Source organism: Candidatus Njordibacter sp. Uisw_002, assembly GCF_047730155.1.
Lineage (GTDB): Bacteria > Pseudomonadota > Gammaproteobacteria > Pseudomonadales > Balneatricaceae > Njordibacter.
Window position 1 is genome coordinate 2299369 of the sequence record NZ_CP159832.1, and the last position, 23841, is coordinate 2323209.

Consider the following 23841-nt stretch of genomic DNA (forward strand, 5'->3'; position numbering starts at 1 on the left):
ATGCTCTTATTGATGAGTTGGATTACAGGCTAAAAGAGCCTCTATTAATTTTTTTAATTGGGGAATAACCTCAGCACATTTGTGGCTATCTAATGAATAAATGTCTTTATCGTGCATGTAAGTAGCTTGCGATAGCTCCAATTGAAATGCATGTATTTGATGTATGGGCTGGCCATGACTACGGGTGATATGCCCCCCTTTAAAGCGCCCATTGCTCACCTGGCTATAGGCACTGTTTAAAAGGGATTTTTGTGCCGCGTGTAAAAGCTTTGAAGCACAAGAAGCGCCGTCATTTGTGCCTAGATTAAAATCTGGCAAGGTGCCTTGAAAAAACATAGGCACCTGAGCTTTAACAGAATGGGCATCAAATAAAATGGCATAACCAAATTTTTGTTTAATACGAGCTAACTCTTGTATTAGCTGCTGATGATATGGCCACCAAATTTGCTCTATACAGGCCTGTTGATAAGCTTTGTCTACTGGTACGCCTTGTACAAAAAGAGGTTTTTCATTAAACGAAATATGTGGAAATAAGCCTGTGGTTTTACCTGAATAAAGTGGCTTATCATCTTTTGGGCGATTAAGGTCGATCACATAACGTGAATAATTCGCCTGCAGCACGCTTACGTTCATAGACCCTAGAAAGTCATATAGCTTAGGAATGTGCCAATCAGTATCTGGCAATGCTAAGGCTTCTGGTACTAACGTGTTAGCCACTTGTGGCGTAAGCTGCAGCCCAGAGTGAGGCATGCTCACAAGTAACGGAGAGTCTCCTTGTATAAAATCGTAAGACTTAGAAAACATCATAGTGCTAACCCGGTAATGTGGATCGCTAAGCTTGCCCAAAAAGTTAAGCCGATTAAACTAGCTAAGGTCTGCAAGGTGATAATGTCTGCCATTAGTTTGGCATTACCACCCATTTGATGAATAAAAGGATAGGCTGAAACGGCTGTTGGCAAAGCCCCAAATACCACCAAACATACCGTCACTAAGGGCGTAAGGTTAAACCACAAGGCCCCTGCTAAAAAGAGCGCAGGAAACACTAAAAGCTTAAAGCTAAGTGCCACCATTAATACCAGCCAATTGCCTTTTAAAGCACGTATGCTAAGGCTGGCCCCGATACTAAGTAAAAGCATCGGCAAAGCAGCACGGCTCAAAAAAGCCATGGATTGGTCAAGTATATGGGGTACAGGAAAATCAAGCACGTTGATCAACAAGCCGATAGACACTGCGATAAGCATGGGGTTGCGCACTAGCTCTTTTGTGATTAAAGCAGACAGCGAATGTGCTTGTTTTTTACGCACCAACACACTCACAGAAAGTACTGACAAAAAGTTGGTGGGCGGCAAAAGCACTGCAATAATTAAAGCGCCTACTTCTTGACCAGGCAAGCCAAACATATCAAATAAAACAGCCAGACCAATGAAACCATTATGCCTTATACCACCTTGAGCAAGTGATGCAGCTGAAGGCCCGTCTTGGCCCAGTAACCTAGAGGCCCAAAAACAATAGATAAGAACCAACACCAATGACACTGAGAATATGACCAATAAAGGCACCAGTAATTCAGTGTTGATGGTGGCGTTAGCTAAGGTACGAATGATTAACACTGGGAATAATACCCAGTAGGATAATTTTGAAATACCTTGCCAAAAAACGGGTTCCGTCAATAACCTTTTAGAAAGGCCATAACCCAATAGCATGACTAACAAAATAGAACTGATAACTGGAAGAATGGTGTTCATTAAATAAGCCAGTACAACAGGAATGTGAGCCCATCATACCAGCAAGAGCACTAATTAGTACCTTACTACTGGCCTAGATTTTGTTTATCTTGGCCCAGGACTAGTCGCTTTAGCCCAGTTGTTTTAAGCGCTGATCATGCTGATTTAATAACTCGCCCACACCCCAGTTATTATCTTTTTGCACACGCATAATGCCTATGAGGTTTTTGTCACGAATACGCTCTAGCTCTCGAATAGTGTGATGACCCGATTGTTCATCAGACTGCTGAGCAATCGTAGCAATTAGCTCGTCTGTAAGCTCTGGCACATCCATTAGTTTAGTCCATGGCCACTCTAAACAAGGCCCAAACTGGGCAATAAAGTGAGCCATACCCGCTTCACCACCAGCGATACGGTAGGTTTCAAACAACCCCATTTGCGCCCAACGCAAACCAAAGCCATAACGAATGGCATCATCTATTTCAGAAGTAGTGGCAATGCCATCTTTAATCATCCACAAACCTTCACGCCATACTGCTTCTAATAATCGATCAGCAATGTGCGCATCAATTTCTTTGCGCACATGTAATGGTTTCATACCTATGCTAGTTAATAGGGTTTTGGCCTGCTCAATAATTTCTGGGTTATTAATAGGGCTAGGCACAAGCTCTACCAAGGGTAATAAATACACTGGATTAAATGGATGGGCCACCATAATTTGCTGAGGATTTAAGGCATTTTCTTGTAGCTGAGAAGGCTTAAAACCAGAGGTAGAAGAGCCAATAATAGCCGAGTCTAAGCACGCTGCCTGCACTTGAGCAAATACTGCATGTTTAATGTCTAAACGCTCTGGCACACTTTCTTGAATCCAATGAGCATTAGTCACGGCAGCTTCTAGGGTGTCACAAAAAGTGAGCTTACCTTCACTAGGCATGGCTACATCGGCCAATGCAGGCAAAGCTGCACGCGCATTTTCTAACACTGCATCTAGTTTACGCTTAGCGTCGCTTGCAGGGTCATAAACGTTCACGTCCCAACCGTGTAATAAAAACCTTGCTACCCAGCCTCCACCAATCACGCCACCACCTATACAAGCGGCGGTTTTATGCTGCGTGGTTACATTGTCGCTCATGCTAATCATACCAAAGGCGCCCGCTTTTCTACTTTGATGAGCTCACGCACTTGAGCTGCAGTCATTAATGTAGAGCCCATATTTGTAGCAATGGTGGCAGCACGTTCAACAAGCTGAGCATTAGTGGCTAATACACCTTTAGACAACCAAATATTGTCTTCTAAACCCACACGAATATTACCTCCTGCCAATACGGCAGCGGCCACATAGTTCATTTGGTTACGACCAATAGAAAAGGCTGACATCACCCAATCTTTAGGCACGTTATTCACCATAGCCATGAAAGTATTCAAATCATCTGGCGCACCCCAAGGGATACCCATACATAGCTGCACCATCACAGGATCAGTGATTAAACCCTCTTCCACTAACTTTTTGGCTAGCCATAAATGGCCAGTATCAAAGGCCTCTATTTCAATGCGTGCACCCATAGCAGTCATTTTTTCTGCCATAGCCCGTAACATGCCCGGGGTATTGGTCATCACGTAATCAGCTTCGGCAAAATTCATGGTGCCACAATCTAAGGTGCATATTTCTGGCTGGCATTGGCGGATGTGTTCTACGCGCTCACTAGCGCCTACCATGTCTGTGCTTGCTTGCTTTAAAGGCAATGGGTTTTCAGCATCACCAAACACAATGTCACCGCCCATACCTGCGGTAAGGTTTAACACTACATCCACTTCTGCAGCACGAATGCGTTGTGTGAGCTCTTTATATAGCTCTAAACGACGGCTTGGCACACCCGTTTGCGGGTCTCGCACATGACAATGCACAATGGCAGCACCAGCTTTAGCCGCATCTATAGCGCTGTTAGCTATTTCTTCAGGGCTGCGTGGCACATGGTGAGAACGGTCTTGTGAACTGCCAGATCCTGTGACGGCACAAGTGATAAAAACATTTTGACTAGGCTGTAATGGCACGACTAAGGCCCTCTATTGATTACTGTGGATTTCATTTATCAATGATGGCATTGCCAAGAGGGATTTAATTGATATTTTAGGAGCAATAATTATTTAATACCGAACAATCTGCCCACTTGATATTTTTCTATTAACAACGTCTACCAATAGGCATCTATTTTCTACTTGACCTTCGCTAAAAATATGTCAAACTACTGTATATACATACAGTATTTATTAGGTAAATTATGGCCCTGTTACAATTAGAAAAAGACCGTTTGGTCTGGCGCGCTCGGCAAGTAACGGGGCCAGACCAACGCCGCCAAAGCAGCTTTTATTCTACTTTAGATGCGCACTTACAAGGTGGCTGGCCCCAAACAGGGCTAGTAGAGCTAGCCTGTGGTTTGGCAGGAATAGGTGAGCTGCGTTTATTATTTCCCTTATTGGCCCAATCTCAAGCGCGCCTACAGGTATGGATTAATCCACCAGCACAGCTCAATGGACAAGCTTTAGCTCAGCATGGGATAAACCTAAGTAAAACGTTATTAATACGCTGCCAAAACCCTCAGCACGCCCTTTGGAGTGCGCAGCAAAGCCTTAATAGTGGTTGCTGCAGTCACCTTGTATTGTGGGCCAAAAACTTAACCTCACCCCAAGCTAAACGCTTACAAGTAGCGGCTAAAGATAATCAAGCACTAATGTTTTGGCTGCACCCCCAACCTGAACCTAGCACCAGTGCACTGCCTGTGAGTGCTCGTTTTTCGCTGGCACCTTTAGCCACAGGCTTGCGCTTAAAAATTCATAAATACCAAGGCCAGTGGCCACAGCACCCGTGCCAAGTTGACATGCATAAACTGTGGCCCTCTTTGGCAATGCCTACAGTTACAACTGCACCTGTGCCTGCATTAAAGCGCAATATCAAACTTGTTTCACTTAATAGCCATAAGCTGCAGTAACCCTGATGCAATGGCTTTATTTATGTTTTCCCAGCCTGCAATTGGATAGACTGTTACATCAACAGGTCTATAGCCAAGCTTGTGTTTTGGTTGATAAAAACGAGGTGGTACAGGCTAATCCTGAAGCCCTCCAGCTAGGCATTAAAAATGGCACCGGTTTAGCCCATGCAGCACTTTTATGTGCCCAAATTAAAGTGATTGCCTATGACGCCAAAAAAGAGCATCGTCTGCTTAGTCAATTGGCCCAATGCTTGTATCAAACCAGTGCCACATTTTATCTAGATCCACCGCAAGGGTTATTGCTACAAACCAGCGACATGCTCAGACTCTATGAAGGCATTGGGGGTTATTGGCAACAACTACAGCAACCTTTAATAGAACGTGGGCTCAATTATCACTATGCCAGTGCTCACACTCCCCTAGCTGCTAAAGTGCTAGCCCACGCAGGTAACGATCGTTTATTACAACACCAAAGGCAGGTTCAAATGTTACTGAACCAACTACCTATCCAGCATGCCTTACTTGACCATAAACTTGCCTTACAATTAGAGCGCCTTGGTCTTAATACACTAGGGCAAGCTCAAGCACTACCTAAGTCAGCTTTAGGCCAGCGTTTAGGCAAAACCCTAGTGAACTATTTACACCAACTAGAAGACACAAGTGCACCCACCAAGCCTGCATACCAACCCCCTGAACGCTTTCGCCAACGCTTAGAGCTACTCTATGAAATTGAACATAGCAGCGCATTACGATTTCCATTAAAGCGCTTATTAACTGATTTAGAAGCCTTTTTAGCACCTCGCCAGCTCAAAGTTGCGCAGCTAAGCTTAGGTTTAGATTACCGTGAGCACGCATCGCAAAAAATGCATGTTGGCTGCAGCGACGGCGAGTATCGGGCAGAGTCTTGGCTAAGCTTATTTTTACTAAAGCTGGAAGAATTAAAACTCCCTGCCCCGATTATTGCCATTAGCCTGACCACCAAAGGACAAATGCCATGGGCGCCTTTGTCAGAGCAATTATTTGAACCTACTCAAGGCAAGCTAACCACAGGCCAGCTAATCAGCCGTTTACAAAGCAAACTTGGAGACCATGCTGTACAACAAGTGTATTTGCGCGACGACCATCGCCCAGAGCGTAGCTTTTACCAAGGCGCACCTCAAAGTAGTTACCCAACCCAACAGGCCACCGCATTTTTGCGGCCTAGCTTATTGTTTACTTTACCCCAAGCTTTGCATCATAAGCCTGATCAGCACTGGTGTATTTTATCTGGGCCTGAACGCATTCAAAGTGGTTGGTGGGACAATGTAAACATTTGCCGTGACTACTTTATTGCCCGCAACCCTGCTGGACAAGTGTGCTGGTTGTTTCGAACGGCTACAGAAGACTGGTTTTTACATGGTTACTTTTCATGACCAGCCTCCAAGTGAAAGCGCCTGGTGTGGATTATGCCGAGCTACACTGCTTAACTAACTTTAGCTTTTTAAGAGCGGCATCCCATCCACACGAATTGCTCCAACAAGCTGATGCCTTGGGTTATACCGCCTTGGCGCTCACAGATGAATGTTCAGTGGCAGGGGTAGTGCGGGCTTATCAGTATAAAAAAGAGCATGGGTTAAAAATCCAGCTGATTATTGGTAGCGAGTTTTCACTGCAACCTCACCAACCCGAAGCTCATGAGCGCCTAGTAGTGTTAGCAAAAAACCGACAAGGCTACGCCCAGCTATGTCGGCTAATTAGCTTAGCTAGATCACGCTGTGAAAAGGGCAAATATCAAGTTTATATCGATGACTTTGGTGATTTAAGTGAATGCATACTTATCTGGAACCCTCACCCTAATAGCCCCAATGACTTGGGAAGTCACTTAAGCGCACTGTATAAAAAAAACCTATGGGTAGGTTGTCATCGCCGGTTAAGTGCGCTGGATCAGCGTCAACATGCCCATTGCCAAGCCATGGCTGATTATTATGACTTACCGCTGGTAGCACTTGGCCAAGTGATCATGCACAGCCCCACACGGCAAATGCTACACGACACACTCACCGCCATACGCATAGGCATGCCTGTGCATGCTTGTGGTTATGCCCTACAAGCCAACCGCGAGCACAGCCTACGTACATTAGACAAAATTGCTAAGCTATACCCCGCTCCATGGCTACAAGCCAGTATTACTATAGCTAAGCAGTGTGACTTTTGCTTATCCCAACTGACCTATGAATACCCGGCTGAACTGGTGCCTAATGGCTATGATGCCAACAGTTATTTACACCACTTAGTAGAGCAAGGTAAAAGCATTCGTTTTCCTGCTGGGGTGCCTCATGACATTGCTTTGATCATCGACAAAGAGCTTAAGCTTATTGCCAGCGAAGGTTACGCTCACTTTTTTTTAACGGTGTACGACTTGGTACAGTTTGCTAAACGCCAGCAGATTTTATATCAAGGGCGTGGGTCTTCTGCCAACTCTATTGTGTGTTATTGCTTAGAAATAACCGCCGTTGACCCACGCCAAATACAGGTGTTATTTGAACGTTTTATTTCTAAAGAGCGCTCTGAACCTCCAGATATTGATGTGGATTTTGAACACCAAAGGCGTGAAGAAATCATTCAATACATCTACCAAAAATATGGCCGCCATCGCGCTGCTTTAGCTGCCACGGTGATCACTTATCGCTTTAAAAGCGCTGTGCGTGAAGTGGGCAAAGCCCTAGGCATCAGCTTGCCACAGCTTGAGCTCTTCATTAAAAATGTGGATCGCAAAGACCAGCATACCCAGTGGGATGAACAGCTAAAAAACTTAGGTTTAGATAGCCAAAGTCATGTAGGGCAGTGCTTTTTGGAACTAGTAAAAACCCTTCAAGGGTTTCCTCGTCACCTCTCACAACATGTGGGCGGTTTTATTATTAGCGCAGGGCCACTGAGTGAGCTGGTGCCTATAGAAAATGCATCCATGGCACAGCGCACAGTGATCCAATGGGACAAAGATGACTTGGCAAGCCTTGCCTTACTCAAAGTAGATGTTTTAGCCCTAGGCATGCTTAGTGCTATAAAACGCGCATTAAATATGGTGCAGCATCACCATGGGCGTAAGCTAAGCTTGGCCGACATCACCCGCATGGACGATGATGCAAAAGTTTATGAAATGCTACAACAAGGCGATAGTGTAGGCGTGTTTCAAGTAGAGTCTAGAGCCCAAATGAGCATGCTGCCTCGTTTACAACCTGCTTGTTTTTATGACCTTGTCATTCAAATTGCCATTGTGCGCCCAGGGCCTATTCAAGGGGACATGGTGCATCCATTTTTGCGCCGCCGAGCCGGTAAAGAACGCGTTGAATACCCCTCAAAAGAAGTTAAAGCAGTGCTGGAACGCACCTTAGGTGTGCCTATTTTTCAAGAACAGGTGATTAAACTAGCCATGGTGGCAGCCAACTTTAGCGGCGGTGAAGCCGACCGTTTACGCCGAGCAATGGCCAGCTGGAAACGCCATGGCGAGCTAGAAAAATTTCACCATAAGCTAGTAGATGGCATGATGTCTCGAGGCTATGAATTGGCATTTGCAGAGCGTTTATATCAACAAATTTTAGGCTTTGGCGAATATGGCTTTCCAGAATCCCACTCTGCAAGCTTTGCCGTTTTAACCTACGCTTCTGCGTGGCTTAAATACCACTACACCGCAGTTTTTTATTGCGCCATTTTAAATAGCCAGCCGATGGGGTTTTACAGCGCATCTCAACTTGTGCAAGATGCACGCCGCCATGGGGTACAAGTATTGCCTGTGTGTATCAATAAAAGTGTGTGGGACCATAGCTTAGAAACTACCCAAAACCTTGAGCTGGCCATACGTTTGGGTTTACGACAGGTAAAAGGGGTGCGCCAAGATCATCTGCAACGCTTACTAGAACAAAGGCCCAAGCAAGGTTTTACAGACCTATTACAAGTGCAAGCATTGCACCACACCAAAGGTATGCTTGAATGTTTGGCCAGTGCTAATGCACTCAATTGTTTTAGTGGCCACCGCTATCAGGCCCGCTGGCAACTACTGGACAATCATCAAGACCTGCCATTACTGCGTGAAGTGCGCGAAGCTCAACAAGAACAATTGCAAGGGCCTAGTGATTTAGAAACACTGACCGAAGACTACGACAGCTTACGCCTTAGCTTAGAGCAACACCCCATAGCCTTATTGCGCAATGCAGGCTTACTAAAGGGCTGCCTAGCCACTAGCCAACTGGCTGACAAAGCCCATCGAAGCTTGGTGACTGTAGCCGGGTTAGTCACTGGCAGACAAAGGCCTGGCACAGCCTCTGGCGTAACATTTATTACCTTAGAAGATGAAACAGGCAACACCAACTTAGTGGTGTGGCAAGGCACAGCTAGGGCCCAAAAACAGGCTTATTTAAATGCTCAAATTTTAAAAGTGAAAGGTATTTTAGAGCGTGATCCAGACAGCCAAGTGATTCATGTTATTGCTGGAAAGCTCATTGATTGTAGCCACCTGCTAGAGCAGCTCAAAGTAGCCTCTAGAGACTTTCATTAAAATGAAATGGCATTAAAGCACTCGCATACCAAAAGCAGTATGCACTCTAAACTTTAGAGTTTGCGCTGGCTTTCATCAATAACAACAAAGCCAAAATAGCCATAATGGCAGGCGAGGTATAATTTTGCACAGTGTCTAACATCACACCCGAACTAATAAGAGACAAGCTAAGTAGTGCAAACAAAGCCCAAATAATGGCACTTAAACGGGCAAACTTGGCTAGGCCTTCTGGCGCCCATGAAGACACCATCCACTGCATGCTTGCAATCGCTGCGGTGGCCACCGAAGTAAACTGCATTTGAGCTCCAAGTGCTTGGGTGACAGGCACACCAAATAGATCATTAATGATCATTTCTGGCACTAAAGCCATCATCAATACCCATAGGCCCATATAGGCAGCGCTAACGCGCATTAGTATAGATAAACTCATACAAATCTCCTTATTGTGCACATGAGTTGATCACTTAATACGCTTAGCAGGGGTACGTAGATTTTTAAGTGAACGCTTAATAGTTTTTAAATGGATCATGGTTTCTTCACCTAGCTTCATAGTGACACCTACAGCTAAAACATCAATCACTACCATTTGAGTAATGCGTGAAGACATCAAAGTATTAAGCTCTTTGTCTTCATCTAAATCGATATACAAAGGGATCTGCACTTGTTCGGCTAGCGGCGTGTTGCTTGGGCACAAGGCAATAACTGTGGCACCTGCGTCCATAGCTAGCTCAGTGGTGTGCAGTAAATCTTTGGTGCGGCCTGTTTGCGATACGGCAATCACTACATCGCCAGGCTTTAAAGTAACTGCCGCCATGGTTTGTAGGTGAGGGTCCGAATAGGCTGCCGCAGAGATATTAAGGCGGAAAAACTTATGCTGTGCATCACTACATATGGGTGCAGACGCCCCAAAGCCATAACAATCAAGACGCTTACACGCAGCTAAAGCAGCGATGGCTTGCTCTAGGTTAGTGGCATCTAGGTCAGATTTCACCCGCATAAGGTTGCCAACAGTAGAGTCAAAAATCTTTTCTTTAAACTGCTCTACCGAATCGCGGCTATCTAGACGAAATTGCTGATAAGAGGTATTGGTGCCTACAAACTGAGCCAAATTAAGCTTAAAGTCTTGAAATCCATCAAAGTCTAGCGCTCTACAAAACCGCACTACAGTGGGCTCACTCACATCTGCTGCCGCTGCTAAATCTACAATACGCATTTGCACAATTTTTGCACGGTGCTCTAACACATAGTCTGCCACCTTGCGCTCAGACTTGCGCAACTGTGGGTGCGCTTGAGCGATGGTTTTAAATAAATCGTGTTTCGATGTAGACATGAGTTAAGCCGAAGCAATAATGGATTAAAGCCATTCTACCCTATCCTCTTCGACTCTATCCACCGCCTATACTCAAAATTTGTGGACGCCCATATATAAGCACCTTAGTTTTTCTTTTTACGCTAGAAAATACAAAGTAACTCAAGCATATCGGTGATATTTAGCTTATCTGTCGTTACAATAGGTTAAGATTAGATGCTACCTTCGTGGGCAACCACACAATCCAACACGCCAATACGGACACAATAATGGATGTTTCTCGCCTTTTAGATGAACTCAACGGCTCTCAGCGCGAGGCTGTTGCAGCGCCAGAGGAAAACTTGCTGATATTGGCTGGCGCCGGTAGTGGTAAAACCCGTGTATTGGTGCACCGTATTGCTTGGTTAATAGAGGCACAAAACGTGTCTCCTTGGTCTATTATGGCCGTTACTTTTACCAACAAAGCTGCACGAGAAATGCGTGCTCGTATTGAAAGCCTTATGGGTTTGGATACACAGCAACTGTGGGTAGGAACCTTCCATGGTTTGGCTCATCGTCTATTAAGGCGCCATTGGCAAGAAGCCGGGCTACAAAAAGAATTTCAAATTTTAGACAGCGATGATCAGCTAAGTATTCTCAAAAGACTATGCAAAGAGATGCAACTTGATGAAAGCCGCTGGCCTGTGCGGTCGTTTCAGCATTTTATTAATGGCTGTAAAGATGAAGGCAAACGCGCACAACACATAGAAACCCACGGTGATTTTCAACTAGACACGCAAGTAAAAGTATATGCTGCCTATCATCAGGCGTGTGAGCGTGCTGGGCTGGTAGATTTTGGTGAGCTACTGCTGCGCTGCCATGAACTATGGCTAAACAACAGTGAGCTATTGGCCCACTACCAAGGCCGCTTTAAGCACATGCTGGTGGATGAGTTTCAAGACACCAACACCATTCAATATGCTTGGCTACGTGTGCTTTCAGGCACTACTGCTAAGGTGATGGCTGTGGGTGACGACGACCAATCTATCTATGGCTGGCGTGGTGCAAAAATAGAAAATATTCAACACTTTGAGCGCGACTTCGGCAATGCCATTACCATAAAACTAGAGCAAAACTACCGCTCTACTGGCATCATACTTAAAGCTGCAAACGGTGTGATTTCTAACAACACTGGCCGCCTTGGCAAAAATCTATGGACCGACGACAAAGATGGTGAGCCCATTGCACTGTATGCGGCCTTTAATGAAATGGATGAAGCCCGTTTCATCGTATCTCAAATAGAACAGTGGCATAAAGACGGTGGCCTAAGAGCCGAATGCGCCATTCTTTACCGCTCTAACGCTCAGTCTCGAGTGCTAGAAGAAGCCTTAATTCGTGCCCAAATGCCCTACCGCATTTATGGTGGTCAACGTTTTTATGATCGCCTAGAAATACGTAATGCGTTGGCTTATTTACGCCTCATCAAAAATCGCAACGACGATGCCGCTTTAGAGCGAGTATTTAACGTGCCTACTCGAGGAGTAGGCGCAGCTACAGTGGCCAAAATACGCCAAAACGCCCGAGCAGAAGGCTGCTCTATGTGGGACAGCACCAAGCAAATACTCAGCCAAAACGTGATGCCTACCCGCGCCCATAACGCCATTGATAGCTTTATTGGCCTTATTGACCGCTTGGATAAAGACACTAGCGAGCTATCTTTACATGAGATGGTGGACTTGGTGATTCAACAATCTGGCCTAGTGCAACATCACCTTAAAGAAAAGGGTGAAAAGGCCCAAACGCGTATTGAAAACCTTAAAGAGCTTGTGAGTGCCGCCAAAGAATTTGCTAGCTCTTGGAACCCCGTACAAGACTCTGACGACCCTGATGGTGATTTAGACCCTGTAGCCACCACACCACTAGCTGCCATGCTAGACCAAGCCGCACTTGATGCAGGTGAACAACAAGCCGATGAATCAGAAGACAGCGTGCAGCTAATGACACTGCACTCTGCCAAAGGCCTTGAGTTTCCAGTGGTGTTTTTAGGGGGCGTGGAAGAAGGTTTATTCCCTCACAAAATGTCCCTTGAAGAAGGTGACCGTTTGGAAGAAGAGCGCCGCCTTTGTTATGTGGGTATCACTCGCGCCATGCAACGATTGTATATTTCTTATGCCGAAAGCCGCCGCTTACACGGACAAGAAACCTTTAACCGCCCTTCACGCTTTATTGGTGAAATACCAGAAGGATTGATGAATGAAGTGCGGCTTAAATCTAGTATCAGCAGGCCAGTCACTGCAAGGCCCACCCCAACAAGAACATATGACCGCGCAGGCCGTCATCAGGTATTAGAAACCCCCGTATTAGCATTAGGGCAAAATGTAAGGCACCCTTTGTTTGGCATAGGTGTGGTGGTGAATGCTGAAGGCTCAGGCCCCCAAGCCAGAGTGCAAGTGAACTTCGAAAACCAAGGTAGCAAATGGCTAGTATTGGCCTATGCAAAGCTAGAAAATTTATAGGTATCAACAAATGAACACCCAAACACCTGCCACCAGCCCGCAATTTGACACTACATTTGCCAGCCTACCAGAGCGTTTTTATAGCTACGCACAGCCCATTAGCGTGGCTAACGCTACACCTATTACTCATAACCAAGAGCTAGCCCAAGAGCTAGGCATAGACCTGCAATGGCTTACATCAGATGAAGCCCTGCAAGTGTTGGCTGGTAATCAAACGGCCATGGGCTCAGCGCCTATGGCACAAGCCTATGCAGGCCACCAATTTGGCACATTTAACCCCACTTTAGGTGATGGTAGAGCACATTTACTAGGCGAAATAGTGACCCCAAATGGCGAACGCTTTGACCTACAACTTAAAGGCTCTGGCCCCACACCTTACTCACGCCGAGGCGATGGGCGCTCACCACTAGGGCCTGTATTACGAGAATATCTGCTTAGTGAAGCCATGTCAGCGTTAAACGTGCCCACCACCCGCAGCCTTGCTGCTGTAGCTACTGGCGAAACAGTAATGCGCCAAAGCCCAGCACCAGGGGCAGTATTAACACGCATTGCGCCAAGCCACATTCGTGTGGGTAGTTTTGAGTTTTTTTCTAGGCAAGGTGATGACGCAGGTGTGAAGACGCTAGCTGATTATTGCCTTAAGCGACATTTTCCAACCTTAATAGCCAGCCCCAATCCCTACTTAGCCCTACTCAATGAAGTGATAGAAAGGCAAGCCAAACTGATTGCACAATGGCAAGGGTTTGGTTTTATCCATGGCGTAATGAACACCGACAACGTGCTTATTTGTGGCGCCACAGTAGACTATGGCCCATGCGCATTTATGGACGACTATGACGGTGACAAGGTGTTTAGCTCTATAGACCGACAAGGCCGCTACCGCTATAACCAGCAGCCAGGCATAGGCCAGTGGAACATGACACGACTAGCAGAAGCACTATTACCCCTACTAGATAGCGACAGTGATAAGGCCATTGCATTGGCCCAAGAGGCATTGAGTAGCTATGTAACCCATTACGGTGCAGCGTATCAGCGCGTAATGAGCAACAAACTAGGCATGAGCAAACCGCAACCTGATGATCAAAAGCTTACGCAGCAGTTGTTTACAATAATGACTGAACACAAGCTAGATTTCACTTTGTGTTTTAGATACTTGGTAGACCAAGCCGCCATAGATGAGTCCCATCAAAGCATTGAAGACGCATTTAGCGCGCCAGATGAATTACTGGTGTGGCAGAAAAAATGGCAACTACGTTTAGACAAAGACCCACAAACTAAAGCCCAGCGTTATGAGCAAATGAAGCTTGCAAACCCAGTATTTATTGCCCGTAATCACCAGGTAGAGCTAGCCATAAGGGCCGCCGAAGACCAAGGCGATTACCAGCCATTTTACAACTTATTAGAGGTGCTAAAAGTACCTTACAACTACCACAGCGCGCTAAAGAAATTTGCCCTTACACCCATGGCACAAGAGGTGGTTACGCATACTTTTTGTGGCACTTAGTAGTGCTTTATTAATGATAAATATGTAATGAGTGCTTGGAAAATTGGATGAAGGCCAAAGCCTAAAAGTATTTACCAGCAAATGAGTGGGTGATCTGCGTATCAAGTTTCCAGAGTGCAACATGGACCCAGACCACAGTGCCATAATGAGCGAATATGACCTAAAACCTGGAGACCCCTTAGGTAAGGATTTATACCCTAAGCTTTACAAGAAACCTCTTTAGCTACTTTAGCTTTGCCCCTAAACCTCCAACATAAAAGTAACCGGCCCATCATTAGTAAGGCTCACCTGCATATCGGCGCCAAATTGGCCTGTGGCCACAGTGATGTGTTGTTTGGCTTGGGCCACAAAATAATCATACATTTGTTCACCCAAGACCGGGGTAGCGCCGTTAGAAAATCCAGGCCTTAGGCCTTTTTTGGTGTCTGCTACCAAGGTGAACTGGCTCACGATGAGTATCTGGCCGTTTACTTGCTGAACGTTGTGGTTCATTTTGCCGTTTTCGTCGCCAAAAAAGCGATAGTGCAGCACTTTATGCAGCAGTTGGTCTGCTTTGGCATGGTCATCTGCCTTGTCCACACCCAAAAGCAGCATAATGCCATGGTCTATTTGGCCTATACATTGGCCATCTACTTCTACCTTAGCTTGGGTCACTCGTTGCATTAGCGCTTTCATTAGTTTGATTTCACTTTTTTGAATCCAGCCCATGGTTTCTGCTGTAGCCATTAATGCTTGGGCTACACCAGCCTTCTAAGTCTTGCGGCCTTGGCTGATATATTTCCACTTTTAAAGGGTAGCATTTAGACGTGTCGCTAGAGTGCTCGCTACTGCAGTCTCCACCTGGGCACGCTGATAAAGCGCCCACCAGATCGATTTCTGCAAACATGGCTAAATGATCACCTGGGCGCACTGGGCTGGCTTTCATAAAATATTGATGAGTGTCTTGGGTAAAGCCTGTGCACATAAATACATTCAAAACGTCGTGCACCATAGGCTCCACTTCGTCTAGGGGCTTTTGGGTATGATCTAGCATGGCGCGTGTTAGGTTGGAGTGGCAGCAGTGGTGATATTCATCTTGCCCTAGCGCTTGGTTAGTATAGGGGTCGCAGCGGGTGCCAATCACGTCATGCACGCTGCCACCAAAGCTGTCCCAGCCATACCAGTCTAGGGTGTCATCTATCACGGTGGCCATGGGCCTTAGATAAGGCAAGTTGCTCCATAATCTGTCACCGGTGCTCACATGGGTGCCATGCAAGGCGCGTGTTTTGCCACTAAAAAAACGTTCGTTTAAGTTGTCTTTGTGCCATAGGTTTAAGTCACCTACTTGGGGGCCTTCTACACTGACAATACGAAATACATGCCCCTTTGGCACCACAAAGCTGCGCGCATCTCTGGCGGGTATCAGCACACTATCCACAAGCTTCATGCCTTTTTGCAAGTGGCTATAAAAAGCCTCGTCATAAGCAGGAAGTGTGTCGTTGGGGTAGCACACCACTGGGGCTATATCTAAGCGTTGCTGGGCGTCTAAAGGCTTTGCATATTGGGGCTTGTTTTTCATATTTTAAATTATATCCATCCTAGTGCTTTGCTATTGCCTGCAATAATCATTAGGCAAGTGGCTACATGTAATACCACCCAAAAGGTTCTAAACGCTAAAGCTTTTTTTACATCTGTTTGGGCTATAGGCAAAAACTCTGGCTTATCGTCGTCATCTAGGCCAATGGGCATGCCCACTGTTCTTGCCCATACTTTTAAATATCGTCGTTGACCGGTCATAATAGTGATTCTATTTGCAATTTTGTGCTATTTTTAACTTAAGCTAATCTTAAGTTTTTACTTGGCATCTAAAGCAAGTTTACATGGGCGGCCTTATACATGAAAGAGCTTCATATGATGCTGCTAAAGCTACCATTAGACCTTTAATTAGAATATACTTATATAATAAATTATTATAGGAGACAAGGGAATGACTGACAAAGAAACCACACCAAAGAAATCAAAATTGCGTGCTATTTTAAGTTACACCCAAAGCGTGCTTGGTATGTTTGTGGGCATTCAATCTAATGAAAAGCGTGAAGAAGACATGAAAGATGGCTTAGAGCGCATGATTTACGCTGGTTTAGGCACCTTAGTGCTGTTTGTCATTGTTGTGGTGGCAGCAGTAAAGATAGCTTTACCAAGTTAAACCCATTTTATTTCATTTTACCCATCCATGGTTTGCATAAAGTTGGTGTAGATCAGCTTAGCGCAGCTTAAGCATTGCGTCATGCTTTTATCAGTGTCGTGTTTTAAGCGAACCAATGCGCCATGGCCAAGTGTGTTTTCTAAAGCTTGGGCATACGCCGGTATGGCGCCCCAGTTATCCACGGTATCTGGTTCTATTTCAACATGATATTGCATAGACCAAGCATTGGTTCCTATTCTCATCGCTTGAATAGAGCAAACGTCTGACTTAGCTAAAATAACTGCATTTTCTGGTGCTTGAGCTACCCTCACTGAGTGCCATTGTAGGCACTTTTGCCGATGAGTTGTGCCCAAAAAAAGTCGATCCGCTTTGCCTTGCTCAGTTAGCTGGATTTCAAGCACACCAATTTCAGGAGTTTTTTGAGGCCCACAAGTGCCTCCTAAGGCGTCTGCAAGCAGCTGATGCCCAAGACACAACCCTAAGTAGGGTTTGCCTAAATCTGCTACCCAGTGTTTTATGGCTGCTTTTTCAGCCACAAGCCAAGGGTTTTCCTCAATATCCCAAACATCCATTGGCCCACCCATCACCCACAATGCATCATAGCCATCAAAGCTTGGGATTTTATCGCCACGGTGCAAATAAACGGCATCCCACTCAATACCATCATCGGCTAAAAACTGTCTTAGTGAGCCAGGGTGCTCACAATCTACGTGCTGAAACACGAGTATGCGCATCTTTATATCTCCTATTTAAGTTCAGTGGCAATAATTACATCAGACACTTGGCCACGGCGGCACCTAGTGACGCCAATATTTGGCCGCATGTTGAGTGGCCTTAATAAGCTGATCCACAATACCAGGTTCTGATTGCGAGTGGCCGGCACCTGAAACGATATTTAATTGGCACTCTTGCCAGCGCTCATGCACTTGAAAAGCCTGCTCTGACGGACAAATCATGTCATAGCGACCATGCACAATAATGCCTGGCAAGTGGCTAATCTTATACATATTTTCTAACAATTGATTAGGCTCAAAAAAGCACTGATTAACAAAATAATGGCACTCAATACGGGCTAAAGCTAGGGCAAAATGCCCGTCGGCAAAGCCCCCAACGAGGCTCGGATTAGGGTCTAAAGTTGCAATGCTCCCTTCCCATGTGGCCCATGCTTTTGCGGCCGCAAAGCGCTTGAGCTCGTTTTCTCCACATAACAATTCATAATAATGATTAACCATTTTTCTGGTGGCTTGGGCTTGTGTGTTGAGCAAAGGTTTTTGAAACACTTTCCAGTAGTCTGGAAATATTCGGCTAGCGCCACCCTCTTCATAAACCCAGTCTACATCTTGCTGGCGACCTAAAAAAATACCTCTTAATATAAGCCCCTGCACCTGCGCTGGGTGTGCCTGAGCATAAGCTAATGCTAGTGTAGAGCCCCAAGAGCCACCAAACAAAAGCCACTTAGCAACCCCTAGCTCCAGCCGCAATGCCTCAAAATCACTAATTAAATGTGGCGTGGTGTTTGCTTGTAAACTAGCATGAGGCAAAGAGCGACCGGCACCACGCTGATCCATCAAAATAATATGATAAATATTGGGGTCAAAATATCGGCGTGACAAGGCACCGCAGCCACCACCTGGCCCACCATGCATCACGGCCACCGGAATACCTTCAGGGTTTCCACATAGGGCTACATATAGGCTATGGCCATGAGTGACCGGCAAAAAAAACTCTCTATAAGGTTTGAGTTCTGGATAAAGTTGTTGCATGGTGTTAACTCAATAATAAAAATATTTCTCAAAAATGACCCAATTCACACCTTACTGGTGGCAAGATGAGCCCCATTATCGTAACACTGAAACCCTGCCAACCGAAGTCGATTGTGTGGTTGTAGGGGCCGGTTTTACAGGTTTAAGCGCAGCCCTGACATTAGCTAATGCCGGACGCCAAGTCATGGTGCTAGACAGCCAGATGATTGGCTTTGGCGCCAGCACCCGCAATGGCGGCATGTTGGGCTCTGGCCATAAAGTGTCTGTGGCTGATGCAAAGCAGCATTACGGCTCTACTATAGCTGATCAATTACACTGTGAAGCCAATGCGTCTTTAGCCTACACCAAAAACCTTATCAAAGAGCATGCTATCGACTGCGACTTGCAAATGTGTGGTCGTTTACGCACCGCATGGACACCTGATAATTTTACAGCCATGGCCAAAGCCAATGAAGATTTACAAAATATAGAAGCGTTTGCTGCACGCATGGTGGCGCCTGATGAAATGTCTGAGCATATTAATACCCCATTATATTTTGGTGGTTTACTTTATGAGGGGCACGCCAGCGTGCAACCTAAAAAATTACATTTTGGGCTACTACAGCTGGCCTTAAAAGCAGGGGTGCACGTATTTGGTGAACAGCCTGTGCAAGCGGTAAAAGCGTCATTAAATGGTTTTTGTATCAGCACCAACGGCCAGCAAATAGATTGTCAGCAAGTGCTTATGGCAACCAACGGCTACACTCAATCTAAGCTCTGCGCATTTTTGGCCAAACGCGTGATGCCAGTACCAAGCTTTATTATAGTCACCCAAGAATTGGGCAAAGAAGTGGTGCAAGGGTTATTGCCTGGTGGCCACTGCATGGTAGAAACACGTCAGCGATTTTGTTACTACCGAGCCACACCTTGCGGCAAACGCATTATGCTAGGTTCACGCGCAGCCTTACACGCCATCACACCACAACAGGCGTTGCCTACTTTAAAAGCCAAATTAACAGAAATATTCCCTAGTCTAAAAGACACTCAGATCAGCCACTGCTGGACTGGATTTACCGGCTTCAGCTTTAGTAAGCTGCCCAATATAGGCTGTCATAATGGCATTTATCACGCTTTGGGTTATTGTGGAAACGGTGTGGCTATGGCGCCTTATTTGGGCCACAAAGCGGCGCTAAAGATGCTCTACCCTGATAAAAAACATAGCGTTTTTGAACAAACTTTACTACAAAGTCGTTTTTACCATCACGGAAGTCCTTGGTATATGAAAGGCGCAAGTGCTTGGTATAAAGTGAGAGATGGATGGGATAATCTACAAAGGCATAAGGCTTTAAAGCAAAACAAAAAGTAGCCTCATTTAACGATAAATTTACGCATTAATTATCACCATGGCGACAATAAATACGCCTAGGCCGCACCTAAGCAACCTAGCAATGCATAAACGTATTATTCTGCACAATATAAGCCTACAATAGTGCTAAATGAGTGGTTCTGCTTGGTGGACAGGCAGTTAAATGGGAAGCGTGGACAAGATTACGGCAATCCGGTCTTGAGCCAACACTGCCCCCGCAACGGTAAATCGCTAGGCGATTCAGTCCGATACCAGCCTCTCTATATAATCAAAAAAATCAGTGTGTATGGTCATATATACTGGGTTTAACAAGAATCGTACGGTGGGTGCGATGGATATCATTTATGCTTAAATCAAATTTCCCTTTTACCGCTGTGGTTGGCCAAGCTCCCGTTAAGCTTGCTCTCACCCTTTTGGCTATAGATCCTGCTATTGGTGGGGTGCTTGTTAGTGGCCCACGTGGCAGCGCCAAATCTACCTTAGCTCGCAGCTTAGCAGACCTAAACATCACCAATCTAAGCCGCATAGTTACACTGCCCCTTGGCGCAAGCGAAGAAATGGTAACCGGCACTATAGATTTACAAAAAGTGCTGGGTGAGCAACAAGTCAGCTTTGCGCCAGGTTTGTTAAGTAAAGCCCATAAAGGTTTGCTCTACGTTGACGAAGTGAATCTGTTGCCCGATGCTTTAGTAGACTTACTTTTAGATGCTGCAGCCAGTGGCATCAACCACATAGAGCGCGATGGTATAAGCCACCAGCATGAAGCTGAGTTCACCCTAATGGGCACCATGAACCCTGACGAAGGTGAGCTACGCCCACAGTTGTTAGATCGTTTTGGTTTTGGTGTGGCCCTGCAAAACTCATACACTGCCTTAGAGCGAGTGGAAATAGTGCGCGCCAGGCAAGATTTTGATGCAAACCCTAGCGCCTTTTTAGCCACCTATGAGCCTCAGCAACACGCCTTGCGAGCCCGTATTGAAGGTGCTCAAAACCAGCTGTCATTAGTGACTGTTAGTGATGAAATGCGCCTTGAAATAGCAAAGCGTTGTGTAGATGCTGCAGTGGATGGCGTGCGTGGCGATTTGGTTTGGCTTCGCGCAGCCTTAGCGCATGCAGCGCTGCAACAAAGTGGCGCGGTAAGCCTAGACGATATTGATGCGGTGCAAGAGCTGGTATTAATGCACCGTCGCAACGAAACTAATTCATCTGATTCTTCCAAGTCGCCCAACCAACCACCTCCAAGCCCACCTCCTTTTGAGCGGCCATCTGATAGCAAACCCCAAGCACAAGAAGACTTTGGCCAAATGCCGCCCACTACGCAAACTACCGGGCAGCTTCTTCACATAGCACAAGATAACGCCAACCCTATTGCTAAGTTGTCTCCTAAAGCAGCAGACTTTATAGCAAGTAGTAAGGGCTTGCACGGCAAAGGCAATGGCGCAGCCACTAAACAGTGGTCTAAACGTATCAATTGGTTTGCAAGTTTCATCGCAGGCCGCTATACCCCAAATAGTAAGGGCAGTAAGGCCACTAGCCTTGATTTACGATACCGCAAAAAACGTGGCGCAGACCCAGTAATGCATTTAGTGCTACTTGATACCTCGGCATCCACCTTAAATGGTGATGGCCAAAGCCAAGCTAAAGGTTTGGTTGCAGGTATCGCTCATCAGGCCTATTTAGCCCGCCAGCAGCTAGTATTGCTAGGCTTTGGTAATGATCAAGTATCTACCCTATACAGCCAAGGCCGTGCGCCTAAAGCTATGGCGCCACTGCTAAACACTTTGGGTGCAGGTGGCGGCACACCGCTAAAACAGGCTATCCAGCAGGCAAGCACTTTTGCTGGGCGATTAATAAGACGCAATCCAGCCATGCAAATTATTAATACCATCATCACCGATGGCCGTGTACAACAAGATTTATCAGGCCTTAAACTACATGGCCACACGGTACTTGTGGATATAGAACAAGGCCAAATAAAGCGTGGCCGTGGCCAACAAATTGCAGATTCTTTAAACGCAAACTATTTAACCTTATCTCAAGCGAGGCTTGTTTAATGAGCAAAACCCATGAAGAACGTATGACGGCCAAAAAAGCCGTGATTGATGCCCGCATTGCCAAAGCGACAGAAGAGCGCGGGGTGACCATTTTGTTACGCGGTAACGGCAAAGGCAAAAGCAGCTCTGCCTTTGGCACCATGATGCGAAGCTTGGGCCACGGTAAAAAAGCCGCGGTAGTGCAGTTTGTTAAAGGCCGTGTTGAAACTGGTGAATATAAGTTTTTTAAAGACTATCCAGGGCTAGATTGGCACGTTATGGGCCATGGTTTCACTTGGGAAACTCAAGATAAGTCTAATGACATTGCCGCCGCAGAAAAAGCTTGGGAGATCACTAAAGGTCTATTACAAGATCCTAGTATCGATATGTTGGTACTTGACGAAATGGCCTATGTGTTTAAATATAATTACTTGCCTTTAGAGCCTGTATTAGAAGCCCTAGCCAACCGCCCGCACCACCAAACTGTGATGATTACAGGCCGCGTGATGCCAGAAGCACTGGTTGAATATGCAGACACTATAAGCACGGTAAAAGATGACGGCCATGCGTTTCGTATAGGCGTTAAAGCTCAAGCTGGTATTGAATATTAATGACACTGATCACTTCTAAATCGCAAAGCATCGCAGCCACACCACTTGTGGCGCATTGCCCTGCATTATTTTTAGCAGCGCCTGCCTCTGGCCAAGGCAAAACCACCATTACGGCGGCTTTAGCTCGTTACCACAAAGACCTTGGCCGTAATGTACGCGTGTTTAAAATGGGCCCTGATTACCTAGACCCACAGATTTTAGAGCAGGCCTCTGGTCAGCCTGTTACTCAGCTAGACTTGTGGATGGCAGGCACAGAATATTGCCGCCACCAGTTTTATCTGGCCGCCCAAACTGCTGATCTTATTTTAGTAGAAGGCGCCATGGGGCTGTTTGACGGCGAACCATCTAGTGCCGACCTTGCCTCTACCTTCAATATACCAGTGGCTTTGGTAATGGATGTGAAAGGTATGGCCCAAACTGCTGCTGCAGTGGCGCTAGGTTTGGCGAATTTTAGAGACGATGTTGAATTTTACGGGCTAGTTGCCAACAATTGTGGCACCCAGCGCCATGCACAGCTGATCAGTGATGCCCTTGATGGACGTATGCCTTTACTGGCCAATTTAGCCAAAGACCCAGAGATTTCATTACCAGAGCGTCACCTAGGCTTAGTGCAAGCCCATGAAGTGCGCGATGAGCTAGAGCAGCGCTTTAATTTAGGCAAAGCATGGCTTGGCGACCAAGCCATTTGTGACCTGCCGCCTGCCGTGGCTTTTGCCAGCCAAGACATTGCTCCACCAGCCAAGCTTTTAGCTGGCACCAAAATCGGCATTGCTCGTGATGCAGCTTTTAGCTTTATCTATAGTGCCAACACGGGCTTGCTAGAAGCTATGGGGGCACAAATTACCTATTTTTCACCCCTTAATGATGCGCACTTACCACCTGTAGACTCCCTATGGTTTGCTGGTGGCTATCCAGAGCTACATGCTAAAAAATTATCTGAAAATAGCAGCATGTTAGAAGACATTCGTGAATTTAATGCCCACAACAAGCCTATATTGGCCGAATGCGGTGGGTTTTTATATTGCCTTGAAGACCTCACAGACTTAGATGAAATTACCCATCCTATGGCGGGCATCTTAGAAGGCCAAGGCACTATGCGTGGCAAACGTGGCTGCCAAGGCATGCAAGCGGCTATGTTGCCAGAAGGTGAAGTGCGTGCCCATGCTCACCATCGTTCACGTAGCCAAAACACGCCAGAGCCTATTGCCCATGGCAAACGCCAGCGACATCCGGCACCTGGTGAAGCCATTTATCGCCAACAAGGCCTAACCGCTAGCTATTTGCACTTGTTTTTCCCTTCTAATCCAGAAGTGGTGGCCAAGCTATTTACTAAGCAGACACAAGGTTAATATAA

At 46.1% G+C, this 23841-nt stretch carries 21 protein-coding genes and 1 riboswitch; of the genes, 10 read left to right on the top strand and 11 right to left on the bottom strand.

Features of this window, described 5'->3' with window-relative positions:
- Positions 1-6: 6 nt before the first annotated feature.
- From hutG to ABXT42_RS11070, 4 genes are all read right to left on the bottom strand, one after another.
- Positions 7-807: an N-formylglutamate deformylase gene (hutG, locus tag ABXT42_RS11055; RefSeq protein WP_443628198.1), complete on the bottom strand. Its 801-nt coding sequence runs from the start codon at positions 805-807 to the stop codon at positions 7-9.
- Positions 804-1745 carry an AEC family transporter gene (locus tag ABXT42_RS11060; protein ID WP_443628199.1) on the bottom strand — a complete coding sequence of 314 codons (942 nt, stop codon included), beginning with the start codon at positions 1743-1745 and terminating at the stop codon, positions 804-806. The genes hutG and ABXT42_RS11060 overlap by 4 nt, the downstream gene beginning before the upstream one ends.
- Positions 1746-1854: 109 nt before the next feature.
- Entirely contained in the window at positions 1855-2856 is a 1002-nt protein-coding gene (locus tag ABXT42_RS11065) for a 3-hydroxyacyl-CoA dehydrogenase NAD-binding domain-containing protein (protein WP_443628200.1), read from the bottom strand.
- A 5-nt stretch (positions 2857-2861) separates the two neighbouring features.
- A complete protein-coding gene (locus ABXT42_RS11070; RefSeq protein WP_443628201.1) occupies positions 2862-3776 on the bottom strand; it encodes a 3-keto-5-aminohexanoate cleavage protein in 915 nt (304 codons plus the stop codon).
- A gap of 227 nt (positions 3777-4003) precedes the next feature.
- On the opposite strand from ABXT42_RS11070, the gene imuA reads away from it, so the two are divergent.
- The 3 genes from imuA to ABXT42_RS11085 are packed head-to-tail and all read left to right on the top strand — an operon-like array spanning position 4004 to position 9242.
- Positions 4004-4711, top strand: coding sequence for a translesion DNA synthesis-associated protein ImuA (imuA, locus tag ABXT42_RS11075; protein ID WP_443628202.1), 708 nt, complete (start codon positions 4004-4006; stop codon positions 4709-4711).
- A 5-nt stretch (positions 4712-4716) separates the two neighbouring features.
- The gene (locus ABXT42_RS11080; RefSeq protein WP_443628203.1) at positions 4717-6123 is read left to right on the top strand and encodes a Y-family DNA polymerase; all 1407 of its coding nucleotides are present in this window, start codon (positions 4717-4719) and stop codon (positions 6121-6123) included.
- A complete protein-coding gene (locus ABXT42_RS11085; RefSeq protein ID WP_443628204.1) occupies positions 6120-9242 on the top strand; it encodes an error-prone DNA polymerase in 3123 nt (1040 codons plus the stop codon). Before ABXT42_RS11080 ends, ABXT42_RS11085 begins: the two co-directional genes overlap by 4 nt.
- A 46-nt stretch (positions 9243-9288) precedes the next feature.
- Here ABXT42_RS11085 and ABXT42_RS11090 read toward each other — a convergent pair whose 3' ends face one another.
- On the bottom strand, positions 9289-9672 hold the full coding sequence (locus ABXT42_RS11090; RefSeq protein WP_443628205.1) for a hypothetical protein: 384 nt from the start codon (positions 9670-9672) through the stop codon (positions 9289-9291).
- Between the two features lie 30 nt (positions 9673-9702).
- Entirely contained in the window at positions 9703-10572 is an 870-nt protein-coding gene (locus ABXT42_RS11095) for a MurR/RpiR family transcriptional regulator (protein WP_443628206.1), read from the bottom strand.
- 248 nt (positions 10573-10820) lie between these two features.
- Here ABXT42_RS11095 and uvrD point away from each other — a divergent pair, with 248 nt between their 5' ends.
- Together uvrD and ABXT42_RS11105 are read left to right on the top strand one after the other, a co-directional pair.
- Positions 10821-13046: a DNA helicase II gene (gene uvrD, locus ABXT42_RS11100; protein WP_443628207.1), complete on the top strand. Its 2226-nt coding sequence runs from the start codon at positions 10821-10823 to the stop codon at positions 13044-13046.
- Between the two features lie 10 nt (positions 13047-13056).
- Entirely contained in the window at positions 13057-14550 is a 1494-nt protein-coding gene (locus ABXT42_RS11105) for a protein adenylyltransferase SelO (protein WP_443628208.1), read from the top strand.
- Positions 14551-14790: 240 nt separating this feature from the next.
- Here the strand turns inward: ABXT42_RS11105 and dtd are convergent, their stop codons facing one another.
- The 3 genes from dtd to ABXT42_RS11120 are packed head-to-tail and all read right to left on the bottom strand — an operon-like array spanning position 14791 to position 16326.
- Entirely contained in the window at positions 14791-15225 is a 435-nt protein-coding gene (gene dtd, locus ABXT42_RS11110) for a D-aminoacyl-tRNA deacylase (RefSeq protein ID WP_443629483.1), read from the bottom strand.
- A 10-nt stretch (positions 15226-15235) separates the two neighbouring features.
- The gene (locus tag ABXT42_RS11115) at positions 15236-16108 is read right to left on the bottom strand and encodes an urea carboxylase-associated family protein (protein WP_443628209.1); all 873 of its coding nucleotides are present in this window, start codon (positions 16106-16108) and stop codon (positions 15236-15238) included.
- Positions 16109-16116: 8 nt separating this feature from the next.
- Entirely contained in the window at positions 16117-16326 is a 210-nt protein-coding gene (locus ABXT42_RS11120) for a hypothetical protein (RefSeq protein WP_443628210.1), read from the bottom strand.
- Between the two features lie 190 nt (positions 16327-16516).
- On the opposite strand from ABXT42_RS11120, the gene ABXT42_RS11125 reads away from it, so the two are divergent.
- Positions 16517-16735 (top strand): DUF2970 domain-containing protein, encoded by a 219-nt coding sequence (locus tag ABXT42_RS11125; protein WP_443628211.1) that lies wholly within the window; start codon positions 16517-16519, stop codon positions 16733-16735.
- Between the two features lie 17 nt (positions 16736-16752).
- Here ABXT42_RS11125 and ABXT42_RS11130 read toward each other — a convergent pair whose 3' ends face one another.
- Positions 16753-17469 carry a type 1 glutamine amidotransferase gene (locus ABXT42_RS11130; protein ID WP_443628212.1) on the bottom strand — a complete coding sequence of 239 codons (717 nt, stop codon included), beginning with the start codon at positions 17467-17469 and terminating at the stop codon, positions 16753-16755.
- Positions 17470-17532: 63 nt separating this feature from the next.
- A complete protein-coding gene (gene pip, locus ABXT42_RS11135; RefSeq protein WP_443628213.1) occupies positions 17533-18498 on the bottom strand; it encodes a prolyl aminopeptidase in 966 nt (321 codons plus the stop codon).
- A gap of 34 nt (positions 18499-18532) precedes the next feature.
- Between pip and ABXT42_RS11140 the strand changes: the two genes are divergently transcribed.
- The 4 genes from ABXT42_RS11140 to ABXT42_RS11155 all read left to right on the top strand — a co-directional run bounded on the left by ABXT42_RS11140 (position 18533) and on the right by ABXT42_RS11155 (position 23836).
- Complete coding sequence (locus ABXT42_RS11140) at positions 18533-19843, top strand: NAD(P)/FAD-dependent oxidoreductase (RefSeq protein ID WP_443628214.1); 1311 nt, start codon at positions 18533-18535, stop codon at positions 19841-19843.
- 118 nt (positions 19844-19961) lie between these two features.
- Positions 19962-20117, top strand: a riboswitch (cobalamin riboswitch).
- A gap of 70 nt (positions 20118-20187) precedes the next feature.
- Positions 20188-21897: an AAA family ATPase gene (locus tag ABXT42_RS11145; protein WP_443628215.1), complete on the top strand. Its 1710-nt coding sequence runs from the start codon at positions 20188-20190 to the stop codon at positions 21895-21897.
- Positions 21897-22487 carry a cob(I)yrinic acid a,c-diamide adenosyltransferase gene (gene cobO / locus ABXT42_RS11150; RefSeq protein ID WP_443628216.1) on the top strand — a complete coding sequence of 197 codons (591 nt, stop codon included), beginning with the start codon at positions 21897-21899 and terminating at the stop codon, positions 22485-22487. The genes ABXT42_RS11145 and cobO overlap by 1 nt, the downstream gene beginning before the upstream one ends.
- Positions 22487-23836 carry a cobyrinate a,c-diamide synthase gene (locus tag ABXT42_RS11155; protein ID WP_443628217.1) on the top strand — a complete coding sequence of 450 codons (1350 nt, stop codon included), beginning with the start codon at positions 22487-22489 and terminating at the stop codon, positions 23834-23836. Before cobO ends, ABXT42_RS11155 begins: the two co-directional genes overlap by 1 nt.
- Positions 23837-23841: the final 5 nt, after the last annotated feature.

Bases quoted from the DNA above. Each gene is read 5' to 3' on its own strand.
- ABXT42_RS11130 (WP_443628212.1), bottom strand. From the start codon at position 17,469: ATGCGCATACTCGTGTTTCAGCACGTAGATTGTGAGCACCCTGGCTCA.
- hutG (WP_443628198.1), bottom strand. From the start codon at position 807: ATGATGTTTTCTAAGTCTTACGATTTTATACAAGGAGACTCTCCGTTA.
- ABXT42_RS11085 (WP_443628204.1), top strand. From the start codon at position 6,120: ATGACCAGCCTCCAAGTGAAAGCGCCTGGTGTGGATTATGCCGAGCTA.
- ABXT42_RS11065 (WP_443628200.1), bottom strand. From the start codon at position 2,856: ATGAGCGACAATGTAACCACGCAGCATAAAACCGCCGCTTGTATAGGT.
- ABXT42_RS11090 (WP_443628205.1), bottom strand. From the start codon at position 9,672: ATGAGTTTATCTATACTAATGCGCGTTAGCGCTGCCTATATGGGCCTA.
- cobO (WP_443628216.1), top strand. From the start codon at position 21,897: ATGAGCAAAACCCATGAAGAACGTATGACGGCCAAAAAAGCCGTGATT.
- ABXT42_RS11155 (WP_443628217.1), top strand. From the start codon at position 22,487: ATGACACTGATCACTTCTAAATCGCAAAGCATCGCAGCCACACCACTT.
- imuA (WP_443628202.1), top strand. From the start codon at position 4,004: ATGGCCCTGTTACAATTAGAAAAAGACCGTTTGGTCTGGCGCGCTCGG.
- uvrD (WP_443628207.1), top strand. From the start codon at position 10,821: ATGGATGTTTCTCGCCTTTTAGATGAACTCAACGGCTCTCAGCGCGAG.
- ABXT42_RS11080 (WP_443628203.1), top strand. From the start codon at position 4,717: ATGCAATGGCTTTATTTATGTTTTCCCAGCCTGCAATTGGATAGACTG.
- ABXT42_RS11125 (WP_443628211.1), top strand. From the start codon at position 16,517: ATGACTGACAAAGAAACCACACCAAAGAAATCAAAATTGCGTGCTATT.
- pip (WP_443628213.1), bottom strand. From the start codon at position 18,498: ATGCAACAACTTTATCCAGAACTCAAACCTTATAGAGAGTTTTTTTTG.
- ABXT42_RS11140 (WP_443628214.1), top strand. From the start codon at position 18,533: ATGACCCAATTCACACCTTACTGGTGGCAAGATGAGCCCCATTATCGT.
- ABXT42_RS11105 (WP_443628208.1), top strand. From the start codon at position 13,057: ATGAACACCCAAACACCTGCCACCAGCCCGCAATTTGACACTACATTT.
- ABXT42_RS11060 (WP_443628199.1), bottom strand. From the start codon at position 1,745: ATGAACACCATTCTTCCAGTTATCAGTTCTATTTTGTTAGTCATGCTA.
- ABXT42_RS11095 (WP_443628206.1), bottom strand. From the start codon at position 10,572: ATGTCTACATCGAAACACGATTTATTTAAAACCATCGCTCAAGCGCAC.
- ABXT42_RS11115 (WP_443628209.1), bottom strand. From the start codon at position 16,108: ATGAAAAACAAGCCCCAATATGCAAAGCCTTTAGACGCCCAGCAACGC.
- ABXT42_RS11120 (WP_443628210.1), bottom strand. From the start codon at position 16,326: ATGACCGGTCAACGACGATATTTAAAAGTATGGGCAAGAACAGTGGGC.
- dtd (WP_443629483.1), bottom strand. From the start codon at position 15,225: ATGAAAGCGCTAATGCAACGAGTGACCCAAGCTAAGGTAGAAGTAGAT.
- ABXT42_RS11145 (WP_443628215.1), top strand. From the start codon at position 20,188: ATGCTTAAATCAAATTTCCCTTTTACCGCTGTGGTTGGCCAAGCTCCC.